This is a genomic window from Allobosea sp. P1_A7, from assembly GCF_056406775.1.
The window spans coordinates 1-10,458 of the sequence record NZ_JBFTZN010000207.1; the positions used below are offsets into that span (position 1 = coordinate 1).

The window sequence follows — 10,458 nt, forward strand, 5'->3', positions numbered from 1 at the left end:
ATTTCAGCCGCCCGCGCTCAGGCGCGGCGCACGGCGTCCGGCGTGCCCAGCGCCTGCTCGACGCTGCGCACGATGCCTGCGGCGTCGAGCCCGGCCAGCGCGTACATCACATCCGGCTTGTCCTGGTCCTGATAAAGATCGGGCAATGTCAGCGTTCGCACCTTCAACCCGCCGTCGAGCATTCCGGTTCTCGCCAGCAGGTGAAGGACATGGCTGCCGAAGCCGCCAACCGAGCCTTCCTCGACGGTGATCAGGATCTCGTGCTCGCGGGCGAGCCGCAGGATCAGCGCCTCGTCCAGCGGCTTGGCGAAGCGTGCGTCGGCGACCGTGGTCGAGAGGCCGCGCTGAGCGAGCAACTCGGCGGCCGCAAGGCTCTCCGCAAGCCGTGTGCCCAGCGACAGAATGGCCACGCGCGAACCTTCGCGGACGATCCGGCCCTTACCGATCTCGAGCGGAATGCCGGTTTGCGGCATCTCCACGCCGACGCCTTCGCCGCGCGGATAGCGGAAGGCGATCGGCCCGGAATCATAGGCGGCGGCGGTCGCAACCATATGGGTCAGTTCCGCCTCGTCGGCTGCGGCCATCACCACCATGTCGGGCAGGCAGGCGAGATAGGCCACATCGAAGGCCCCGGCATGGGTCGCGCCATCGGCGCCAACAAGGCCGGCCCGGTCGAGCGCGAAGCGCACCGGTAGCTTCTGGATGGCGACATCATGCACGACCTGATCATAGGCGCGCTGCAGGAAGGTCGAGTAGATCGCACAGAACGGCTTGTAGCCCTCGCTTGCCAGGCCGGCCGCAAAGGTCACCGCATGCTGCTCGGCAATGCCGACATCGAAGGTCCGGCCCGGAAATTCCTTGCCGAATGCATCGAGACCGGTGCCCGAGGGCATGGCGGCGGTGACGGCAACGATCTTCTCGTCCTCGCGCGCCGCCTTGATCAGCGCATTGGCGAAGACCTTGGTATAGCTCGGAGCATTCGCAGGAGCCTTGGCCTGTTGCCCGGTGACGGGATCGAACTTCACCACGGCGTGGTGCTTGTCGGCGCTCGCCTCGGCAGGGGCATAGCCCTTGCCTTTCTGCGTCACGACATGGACGAGGATCGGCCCGCTCTGCGCATCGCGGACATTGCGCAGCACCGGAAGCAGGTGGTCGAGATTGTGACCGTCGATCGGCCCGACATAATAAAAGCCGAGCTCCTCGAACAGCGTTCCACCGGTCCAGAAGCCGCGCGCGAACTCCTCGGTGCGCCTGGCCTTCTCGTGGAAGAAGCGGGGCAGCTTCTCCGCCAGATATTTTGCCACCTCGCGGAGCGAGCGATAGGTGCGTCCAGAGACCAGCCGCGCGAGATAGGCTGACATCGCGCCCACCGGCGGCGCGATCGACATGTCGTTGTCGTTGAGAATGACGATCAGCCTGGAGCCGAGCGCTCCGGCATTGTTCATCGCCTCATAGGCCATGCCCGCCGACATCGCTCCATCGCCGATCACCGCGATGACATTGTTGGGCTTGCCGGCGAGATCGCGCGCGACCGCCATGCCGAGCCCGGCCGAGATCGAGGTCGAGGAATGAGCGGCGCCGAAGGGGTCGTACTCGCTCTCGCTACGCCTGGTGAAGCCGGAGAGGCCTCCGGGTTGGCGCAAGGTCCGGATGCGGTCGCGCCGGCCGGTCAGGATCTTGTGCGGATAGGCCTGATGTCCGACATCCCAGATCAGGCGGTCATCCGGGGTGTCGAAGACGTGGTGCAGGGCGACGGTGAGCTCGACCACGCCGAGGCCAGCGCCGAGATGGCCGCCGGTGACCGAGACCGCATCGATGGTCTCGGCGCGAAGTTCGTCGGCGAGCTGACGCAACTGGACATCGTCCAGGCGACGCAATGCGGCGGGATCGGACACTTGATCGAGAAGTGGAGTGGCAGGGCGGGGCACGGTTGAGCGACACGTTCCTTCGAGGTGATCGACTTCGAATAAAGCCTGCGAGCGGCGCTGGCAAACCGGCGGGTCGTCACAGCGCCGGAAGACAGGAAACGGGTGGGGCTGATGTCCTCGGCGTGGGACGCTGGCGGCTACCTCGCAAAGACGGAAACCCGCCATGTCGTCGCACCTTCCCCTCGGCCTGCTCCTGGCCGGCATCGTCGCGCAGTTCGCCGACAAGCTGGCGCTCGACACTATCACGCTCGCAGTGACGGAGGCGGGCGCCAGCAGTCGGCTTGTCGGCCTGCTTGTCGCGGCTCAGTCGGCGGCATGGCTCGTCGTCTCGCTGCCTGCGGGGGTGTGGGCGGACCGGGTTGCTCCCCGCTCACTGATTCTCGCCGGAGGCGGGTTGTTGCTGTCGGGCTCGCTGATCGGCGCGGCGCTGCTCATCTCAGGGCATACGAACTGGGCGTTGGCCCTCTCGGCCTTCATTGCCGCGACCGGCCCGGTTGTCATCGCATTGTCCATTTTCGTGCTCTTGCCGCGCATGGTGGCGGTTAGGGATCTGCCGCGTGCCAATGGTCGGATGGAACTCGGCCGTGCGGTGCTGAGCCTGGCCGCGCCGCTGCTCGCCGGCTGGGCTGTCGCAAGAGGCATCGGCGCGCTCGGGCTGGCGCTGTGTGCCCTATGTGGAATCGTGGTCCTGGCTCTTGCCATGCGCCTGCCGTCTGAGCGGCCGGTGACAGCCGCACGCCAGCCGTTGCACCGGGCCATTGCGGAAGGCGGCGCCTTCGTCCTGCAACATCCCTATCTCAGGCCGATCGCGCTCTGCGCCATCGCCTGGAACCTTGCCTTCTTCGCCTTCATGGCGCTGTTCGCACCCTATGCCGCGCGCATTCTACTGCTCGCCCCGGAGACGATCGGTCTCTCCTCGTCGGTCTATGGTGCCGGCCTGATCCTTGGCGCGTTCTTCGGCGCCGCGCTGATCGCGCGCCTGCCAACCGGGCTGCTTCTCGTGTTCGGCCCAGCTTCATCGCTCCTCGGCGCGCTGCTGCTGGCCATCGCTCCGGCGACGCTCGGCCTTGCGGCGCTGGCGCTCGCCTTCTTCCTCTTCGGCTTCGGACCGATTCTCTGGGGCATCATTCAGACCAGTCTGCGCCAGGCGGTGACTCCGCCGGCTTTGCTCGGTCGCGTCAGTGCCACGCTGACGACGGCGATGTATGGCATGCGTCCGTTAGGCGCGATTGCGGGGGGGCTTGCTGGCGAGTGGCTCGGGCTTGAGCTGGCGATCTGGCTCCCCGTCATCCTCTTCGCGCTCTCGGTCGCCGCGATCCTGGCCTCCCGCATGCCGGCGTTGAGGGCGATTCCTTCGGGCGAACTCTCTTCGGCCGAGTTGCGGTCAGGGTTGCAGGCCGGATAATGGGCAGGCTTCGAATGGCTGTGTGTCCGACGACCCGCAGGTTCATCGTTTCCCACGGATCTGGACACGCACGGCCCGCAGGCTCAGGCCAGCAAGCGTGCAGCCCTGAGCTGCGCGGGACTGCCCTCAGCTCTCCGGCAAGGGAATGAACTCGGCTTCGTCGCCGGGAACGGTGTCGAAGCGGCCGGCTTTCCATTCCTCCTTCGCCTGGTCGATGCGCTCCTTCGAGGAGGAGACGAAATTCCACCAGATATGGCGCGGGCCATCCATCGGTTCGCCGCCGACCAGCATCAGCCGGCTCTGGTCGATCGCGAGGATCGAGATGCGGTCGCCCGGCTTGAAGACGAGCAATTGCCCGGCGCCGAACTCCTCTCCGGCAATGTCGATCTTGCCGGAGACGATATAGWCCGCGCGCTCTTCGTAATCGGGGTCGAGCGGCAGGATGGCGCCGGGTGCCAGCACCGCCTCGGCATAGAGCGTGTCCCAGGGGAATTTCACCGGCGAGGTCTGGCCGTAGGCCGAGCCCATGATCAGGCTGATGCGCTTGCCGCCTTCGACGATGCGCGGCAGTTCGGGCGCGGCGTGATGGATGAATTCCGGCGCGACTTCCTCATGGCTCTTCGGCAAGGCGAGCCAGGTCTGGATGCCATAGAGCTTCGGCGCCTTGAGACGCTCTTCTGGCGCCGTGCGTTCGGAGTGAACGATGCCGCGTCCCGCTGTCATCAGGTTGACCGCACCGGGGCGAATGGGCAGCGCCGTGCCGAGCGAGTCGCGATGCATGATCTCGCCGTCGAAGAGATAGGTCACGGTCGCCAGACCGATATGCGGGTGCGGGCGCACATCGATACCCTCGCCGAGCAGGAATTCGGCCGGGCCCATCTGGTCGAAGAAAATGAACGGTCCGACCATCTTCCGGCCGATCGAGGGCAGGGCGCGCCTGACCGAAAAGCCGCCGAGGTCATGAGCACGCGGCACGATGACCTGCTCGATCGCCTGGCAGGAGCGGGCATCACCCAGGATCGGGTCATCGGCGGGCTGATGCGACATGAGGGATCTCCCAGGATCTGACGGTGAGTCTGGCCGCAACGCCGCGACGGGGCAAGCGGCATCGATATGCGCCGGGAATCCGAAGCGCTCGACAGGAGATCACAACAAAATTATCTATAAAAAATGACCAGCGAACAGAAAGACACGCTCGCCATCCGGATCAGCCGCGCTCTGGCCGACCGGATCATTTCTGGAGCGATCGAGCCCGGAGCCCGCTTGCGCCAGGACCATGTCGCGGCCGAGTTCGGCGCCAGCCATGTGCCGGTGCGCGAGGCCTTTCAGAGGCTGGAAGCGCAGGGTCTGGCCGTCAGCGAGCCGCGCCGGGGCGTGCGGGTTGCCGCTTTCGATCTGCGGGAGGTCCGCGAGGTCGCGGAAATGCGGGCGGCGCTGGAGGTGTTGGCGCTGCGCCATGCCGCGCCACATCTGACCCGGGCGATCCTCGAGCAGGCCGAAGAAGCGACGCGCGCCGGCGACAAGTCGCAGGATGTGAGGTCGTGGGAGGATGCGAATCGGCGCTTTCACAAGCTGATCCTCGCTCCCTGCGCCATGCCCCGCTTGCTGGCTGCGATCGATGATCTGCATGCGACCAGCGCCCGGTTCCTGTTCGCTGCCTGGCGTTCGGAATGGGAGTCGCGCACCGATCACGACCACCGTGCTATCCTCTCCGCGTTGCGCGAAGGACAAATCGAGGCCGCGGCGGCGACGCTTGCGCGGCATGTCCAGTGGATTGGGACCAAGCCGGTTCGCACCTCCTCCGGTGGCACGCGCGAGGCCTTTTCGATCGTCGGGTGACAGCTGCATGGTGGGAGGGGCTTGCATTCTATGTCGCAATGTGGAGTCCGTCATAGATCAGGTGCATAAATTATAGATAATATGTATCCGATCACAGATGGAGATCGCAATGAACGAAATGACCTATGTTCCGACGCAGCTGGCGGGCGGTCAGCTGCGCCTGAGCAGCCGCCCTGTCCTCGTGCAGGCGGGCGCCGTGCTGTTCGGAACCCTGCTCCTGGCTCTGGCCTCGCAAATCAGCGTGCCGATGGTTCCGGTGCCGATCACCATGCAGACGCTGGCGGTGACGCTGATCGGCGCATTCTATGGCTGGCGTCTTGGCGCCGTCACTGTCCTCGCCTGGCTGTTCGAGGCGGCGCTCGGGCTGCCGGTTCTCGCCGGCGGCGCGTCCGGCCTGCCGCATTTCATGGGCCCGACGGGCGGCTATCTCTTCTCCTTCCCGATCGTGGCCGCCATGGTTGGCTGGCTTGCCGAGCGCGGCTGGGGCGGGAGCAGGCTCATGCGGTCCTTCGCCGCGATGCTGCTCGGCAATGCGCTCTGCCTGGTGATCGGCGCGGCGTGGCTTGCAACCCTGATTGGCGTCGAGCGCGCGGTGCTCCTTGGCGTCGTCCCGTTCATGGTGGGGGCCGTCCTGAAATCCGCCTTGGGAGCTGCGATCCTGAAGGCGTCCAGCCGCTCGGAACAGGCAGACTAAGCCTGCGGGCGTGCCGCGCCCGGCTTCCGGCGCGCGGCAGCTCTGCCATATCCAAGCCCGTGCAGGTCGCAGCTAACCTGTCGTCCTCGCGAGGCTGGTTCCGGCCAGCAGCAGGGGGGCGGCATTGGCGGCGTGCAGGGCCTGGATCGGTTCCCGCACTGGTTCCGGGACGGGCCGCGGAAGGCGGCTGATCCGGCCGGCATAGTGCTCTCCGGCGAGCTACAGCGCCTCAGTGTCGGCCTTGCGTGTCTCGTAGATCAGGAAGGGTTCCTGCCAGGCAAGGCCGCAGCGATTACGTCGTGGCGATGCGGAAGGAGCACCCGGCGGCGCAAGCCTTCGATCTGGATCGCTGGCTCGCCTATCCGCATGTTCTGGTTTCGGGCCGCGGCGAAACCTTCGGCGCGCTTGACGAAGCGCTCTCGGTCCTCGGCAGGAAGCGCCATGTCGGCATGGTCGTGCCGAGCTTCCTGATCGTTCCGCCGCTGCTGCTCGATTCCAACCTGATCGCGCTGCTGCCGAGCCAGACGCTCCCTCGGGATAGCGGCGAGCACTATGCGGTGCGGGAGCCGCCGATTCCGGTGCCGGGTTTTCCGCTCCATGTCGCCTGGCACAGGCGCAGTGACCGCGATCCGGCGGTGCAGCATGTGGCGGGGCTTATCGAGGCGCTGCTCTCCGCCTAAATCATCGGACCGGATATCGTATCCAGTCCGATGATCTAACTCTTTGTCTTTGCATCGGCTTTGCCCCGAAAACCGCAATCCACTTTTCGGGCCGATGCTCTAGCCCGTGGGCCGCGCCGGCTTACTTGTCGACGTCCAGCGGCGTCGTGCCGGCCGGTTTGCCGTCGGCGCCGAGCGTGATCTTTTCGATACGGGCCTCGGCCTGCCTCAGCAGGGCGTCGCAGCGTGCCTTGAGCGCTTCACCGCGGGTGTAGATGTCGATCGATTCCTCGAGTGGCACGTCACCGCGCTCGAGCCGGGCAACGATGCTCTCGAGCTGCTTCAGCGCCTCTTCGAAGGGCAGGGCGGCGATATCGGAATTGGTTTTGGCGTCGGTCAAGATCGGCGATTCCCGTTGGGCCACTCTTATCGGCTCTGGCCCTGTTCGCTGCAACCCTGCATCAGACCGGCAATGCGGAGGTCTTCTTGATCGTGCGCAGCGTCAGCGTCGATTGCACACGCGTGACGCCCGGCAGCTGGGTAATGATGTCGGTGTGGATGCGCTCGAAATCAGCGCTGTCGCGATAGATGACCCGCATCAGATAGTCGTGCGCGCCAGCCAGCAGATGGCATTCCAGGATTTCGGGCAGATTCTGCACCGCCTGCTCGAACCCTTCAAGCGAGGCACGCCCCTGCTGGTCCAGCGTAACGAAGACGAAGGCCGTGCCGGGGAAGCCGGCGATCTTGTCGTCGAGCATCATCGCATACCCGCGGATCAGCCCGCTTTCTTCCAATTGCCGGACGCGGCGCAGACAGGCGGACGGGGAGAGGTGAACCCTTTCGGCGAGGTCCGAATTGGTGATCCGCCCATCGGTCTGCAGGATGCGCAGAATGGTCCGGTCGCGGGAATCGAGTTCGATCGTCATGGCTTTGGCCCCTCTTGAGGGCGATGCATTGTCGCAAATTTCGTAAGAAGCAAGCAATTTTCTGCTCAGTTTCTCGGCTGTCGCGCTGATATGCACGACAACTCCCTTCGCATCCCGCACAAAACTACCGCTCCCCTCCGAGGTTGCGCCCGCCGACGCGCAGGCCCGGAGCCGGCCTCTCGGCAATGACTTCTCGGCGATAGCGGAAGAGCGCGGCGGGGCGCCCGGCGGTGCGGGTCATCGTGCCAGTCGGCTCCACCAGCGCTGCGCTTTCGACCAGCCGCCGAAAGTTCTGCTTGTGCAGGTGCCGGCCCGAGATCGCCTCGACCGTGTTCTGCAGCGCGGTAAGGGTGAAGGCGTCCGGCATCAGCTCGAATACGACCGGGCGGTATTTGAGCTTGGCGCGCAGCCGGCCGATCGCGGTCGCGAGGATGCGGCGATGGTCGAAGCGCATCGGCCGGCCCAGCAGGGGACTGGGGGAGCGCGGCAGTGCATCGGGGCGCCGGTCGCGCAGCGCCTCATAGGCGAGCCCGGCATCGTAGAGCAGTTCGTAGCGCTCGAGCGTCTTCTCCTCGTCCCAGGGCACGCCACCGAGTCCGAAGCAACTTGCGATGCGCTGTTGGCGCGACAGGGCGCGCCTCTCCTGCTCCGCGCGTTCGGCCGCCTTGTCCTGCGCCCAATCGTCGAGCTGGGGCAGGATGGTCGTGTCGAGTACGGCCGGGCGGCCGGCGCGCCAGTCCTCCCAGGGAAAGAAGCCATACCAGGGCTGGAATGCGACCTGCTCCGGAAGGGATGGCGCGCGCGTCAACGCGAGATAGCCGACCGAGACGACATGGGGGCCGGTGTCGCGGATCTCCGCCTGCCGCCCGCGATCCCCGAACGTGTAGAGCTGTTCGACATAGCCGAGCGACAGTTCGGTCTGGTCCGCAACCCAGGAGCGCAGGCCGATTTCGAAGGTGCGATGCGCCAGCGGGTCGAACGGGCCGTAGGGGAGCCCCGGCGTGGCGTCTCCGTCGTGAACCTGCGCCGTCAGGATATGCGGCTGGTTGCCGGTGAAGGCGACGATCGCTGCCGCGAGGCCGATCTCGATGGCGGGGGGTGTGACTTTGGGCATGTCACCACCACGATGCAGCAAGGCCGGCGCCGCCTCAATCGAGATCGATGCGGAACGGAGTGCCTTCGAACGCGTCCGCGCCCCGGCCGATGCTCTCGATCGCGGTGGTCATGCGACCGGAGCGTCCGAGGATCTGGTCTGCGATCGAGACGAGCCGGGCGTTGGGCGTGGCCGAGGCAGATGCGCTGCGCAGCGCAAGCGCAATCTCCGCCTCGTCACGCTGGGGCCGCAGGGCGCAGGTCGCGATGTAGGCCGCCGCGGTCGAGCGGCTGATGCCCGCCCAGCAGTGAAAGACGATCGGCGCGGCCCGGTCCCAGTCGCGGATGAAGCTCAGGAAGCGCTGGACATGGTCCTCGTCGGGCAGGACATGCCCGTCCAGCGGCGCCGTGATGTCCGACATGCCGATGAAGAGATGCCGCTCGGGCAGAATGCCGGCCGGGCGTTCCACGACCGTGTTGACGTTGATCAAGGTCACGACATGGCTGGCACCGACCGATGCGACCGTCTCGTGAAGCCGGGCGAGGGACGAAACATGGAGTGTCGGCATGGCGAGTTCCGCTGCAGGACGTGCGAAAGAGTGGCGCGAGTCGGTGACGATGATATGGCCAATCATCGCGACATCGGGAACGGGGCGCGCCGTCTGACGGCGACACTCCACAGGAGCCTGCATGAACCTCTGGCTGCGCCTGCTCTGGCTTCTTGTCACCACGCCCTTCCGATCCAGGCTGAAGCCACCTTTCGACATGTCGGTCCTGCCGTTCCGCGTMTGGTTTCACGATCTCGACACCAGCCTGCACATGAACAATGGCCGCTACTGGAGTCTCATGGATCTCGGGCGGACCGACCTGATGCTGCGTACCGGGCTCTGGCGCACGGTGCTGCGTGAGGGCTGGGTGCCGGTGGTCAATGCCGGGATGATTCGTTTCAGGCGTGAATTGCGCCTGTTCCGCCCCTTCGCGCTGGAGACGCGGATCCTGTGCTGGACCGAGAACTGGCTGGTGATGCAGCATCGCATTCTCAGCCGGGGGCGCGACGGCACGGAGATCGTCGCTGCCGTGGCGCTGGTGCGGGCTGCCCTCTACGATCGTGCGACCAGGAGCTACGTGCCGGTGACCMGCATTCTCGCCGATATCGGAATCAGCGCCGAGAGCCCGCYGCAGAGCGCCGAGGTCGCGGCCTTTCTCGCCTCGGAGGAGGCGATGCGCCAGGCCGGCGCCGCCGAGCGCTGAGTGGGGCAGGTCTCCCTGCTATTCAGCGGCGAGACGCATCGCGCGCCATTGCGCAAGCAGGGCGCGGAGTGCTCCGGGCTTCAGCGGCTTGTTGAGGATATGCACGTCGAAGGCCGCAGCGGCCTCCCGCACCTGAGGCGAGCGATCGGCCGTCAGCAGGATCGCGGGAACGCGCCTGGCGGAACGATCGCGCAAGGCCGCGATTGCGCTCAGCCCGTCGCCATGGTCGAGATGGTAGTCGGCGATGATCACGTCCGGCATGCCGTGGGCCTGAAGCTGCGCAAGCGCTTCGTCCAGCCCGGGCGCTGTCGCGACCGCACAGCCCCATCCTTCGAGCAGGCGCTTCATGCCATCGAGGATCGTGGGTTCGTTGTCGATCGCCAGGAGCTTGAGACCGGCCAATTGCCCCGCAGGCGTCGGGGGCGGGGTGCTGCTGGTCGCCATGGCCGGGAGCGGCGCCGTTCGCGGCACCATCACCGAGAACCGCGTCCCGCGCCCTGGCGTGGAGGTCAGCGTGAGCTTGTGGTCGAGCGTGCGGGAGATGCGTTCGACGATTGAAAGCCCGAGCCCGAGGCCACGGGCGACCCTGGCCCCTTGATCGAGCCGCTGGAACTCGCGAAACACCGTCTTCTGCTTGCTGGCAGGAATTCCGAGGCCGGTATCG

General features: G+C 66.2%; 12 protein-coding genes. 5 read left to right on the forward strand and 7 right to left on the reverse strand.

Annotation, left to right across the window (positions count from 1 at the left end):
- Positions 1–17: 17 nt before the first annotated feature.
- Positions 18–1,928: a 1-deoxy-D-xylulose-5-phosphate synthase gene (gene dxs, locus AC1D34_RS27250; RefSeq protein WP_441506534.1), complete on the reverse strand. Its 1,911-nt coding sequence runs from the start codon at positions 1,926–1,928 to the stop codon at positions 18–20.
- A gap of 163 nt (positions 1,929–2,091) precedes the next feature.
- Between dxs and AC1D34_RS27255 the strand changes: the two genes are divergently transcribed.
- Complete coding sequence (locus AC1D34_RS27255) at positions 2,092–3,333, forward strand: MFS transporter (protein WP_476825883.1); 1,242 nt, start codon at positions 2,092–2,094, stop codon at positions 3,331–3,333.
- Positions 3,334–3,459: 126 nt separating this feature from the next.
- Here the strand turns inward: AC1D34_RS27255 and AC1D34_RS27260 are convergent, their stop codons facing one another.
- Entirely contained in the window at positions 3,460–4,380 is a 921-nt protein-coding gene (locus AC1D34_RS27260) for a pirin family protein (RefSeq protein ID WP_476825884.1), read from the reverse strand.
- A 123-nt stretch (positions 4,381–4,503) separates the two neighbouring features.
- Here AC1D34_RS27260 and AC1D34_RS27265 point away from each other — a divergent pair, with 123 nt between their 5' ends.
- From AC1D34_RS27265 to AC1D34_RS27275, 3 genes are all read left to right on the forward strand, one after another.
- The gene (locus AC1D34_RS27265) at positions 4,504–5,172 is read left to right on the forward strand and encodes a GntR family transcriptional regulator (RefSeq protein ID WP_441506537.1); all 669 of its coding nucleotides are present in this window, start codon (positions 4,504–4,506) and stop codon (positions 5,170–5,172) included.
- A gap of 109 nt (positions 5,173–5,281) precedes the next feature.
- Complete coding sequence (locus tag AC1D34_RS27270) at positions 5,282–5,866, forward strand: biotin transporter BioY (protein WP_476825885.1); 585 nt, start codon at positions 5,282–5,284, stop codon at positions 5,864–5,866.
- A gap of 245 nt (positions 5,867–6,111) precedes the next feature.
- Positions 6,112–6,546: a LysR substrate-binding domain-containing protein gene (locus tag AC1D34_RS27275; protein ID WP_476825886.1), complete on the forward strand. Its 435-nt coding sequence runs from the start codon at positions 6,112–6,114 to the stop codon at positions 6,544–6,546.
- Positions 6,547–6,667: 121 nt separating this feature from the next.
- Here the strand turns inward: AC1D34_RS27275 and AC1D34_RS27280 are convergent, their stop codons facing one another.
- The 4 genes from AC1D34_RS27280 to AC1D34_RS27295 form a co-directional block, all read right to left on the reverse strand.
- A complete protein-coding gene (locus AC1D34_RS27280) occupies positions 6,668–6,925 on the reverse strand; it encodes an exodeoxyribonuclease VII small subunit (protein WP_476825887.1) in 258 nt (85 codons plus the stop codon).
- A 61-nt stretch (positions 6,926–6,986) separates the two neighbouring features.
- The gene (locus AC1D34_RS27285) at positions 6,987–7,451 is read right to left on the reverse strand and encodes an Lrp/AsnC family transcriptional regulator (RefSeq protein WP_441489030.1); all 465 of its coding nucleotides are present in this window, start codon (positions 7,449–7,451) and stop codon (positions 6,987–6,989) included.
- A 124-nt stretch (positions 7,452–7,575) separates the two neighbouring features.
- On the reverse strand, positions 7,576–8,565 hold the full coding sequence (locus tag AC1D34_RS27290; RefSeq protein WP_441489031.1) for an NUDIX hydrolase: 990 nt from the start codon (positions 8,563–8,565) through the stop codon (positions 7,576–7,578).
- A gap of 34 nt (positions 8,566–8,599) precedes the next feature.
- The gene (locus AC1D34_RS27295; protein ID WP_441489229.1) at positions 8,600–9,112 is read right to left on the reverse strand and encodes a tyrosine phosphatase family protein; all 513 of its coding nucleotides are present in this window, start codon (positions 9,110–9,112) and stop codon (positions 8,600–8,602) included.
- A gap of 121 nt (positions 9,113–9,233) precedes the next feature.
- Between AC1D34_RS27295 and AC1D34_RS27300 the strand changes: the two genes are divergently transcribed.
- The gene (locus tag AC1D34_RS27300; RefSeq protein WP_476825888.1) at positions 9,234–9,794 is read left to right on the forward strand and encodes a thioesterase family protein; all 561 of its coding nucleotides are present in this window, start codon (positions 9,234–9,236) and stop codon (positions 9,792–9,794) included.
- Between the two features lie 18 nt (positions 9,795–9,812).
- Here AC1D34_RS27300 and AC1D34_RS27305 read toward each other — a convergent pair.
- Positions 9,813–10,458: ATP-binding response regulator (locus AC1D34_RS27305; protein WP_476825889.1), on the reverse strand; the 646-nt coding region annotated here is incomplete at its 5' end.

Coding starts and splice junctions, on each gene's coding strand:
- AC1D34_RS27255 (WP_476825883.1), top strand. CDS start 2,092: ATGTCGTCGCACCTTCCCCTCGGCCTGCTCCTGGCCGGCATCGTCGCG.
- AC1D34_RS27265 (WP_441506537.1), top strand. CDS start 4,504: ATGACCAGCGAACAGAAAGACACGCTCGCCATCCGGATCAGCCGCGCT.
- AC1D34_RS27270 (WP_476825885.1), top strand. CDS start 5,282: ATGAACGAAATGACCTATGTTCCGACGCAGCTGGCGGGCGGTCAGCTG.
- AC1D34_RS27285 (WP_441489030.1), bottom strand. CDS start 7,451: ATGACGATCGAACTCGATTCCCGCGACCGGACCATTCTGCGCATCCTG.
- AC1D34_RS27290 (WP_441489031.1), bottom strand. CDS start 8,565: ATGCCCAAAGTCACACCCCCCGCCATCGAGATCGGCCTCGCGGCAGCG.
- AC1D34_RS27295 (WP_441489229.1), bottom strand. CDS start 9,112: ATGCCGACACTCCATGTTTCGTCCCTCGCCCGGCTTCACGAGACGGTC.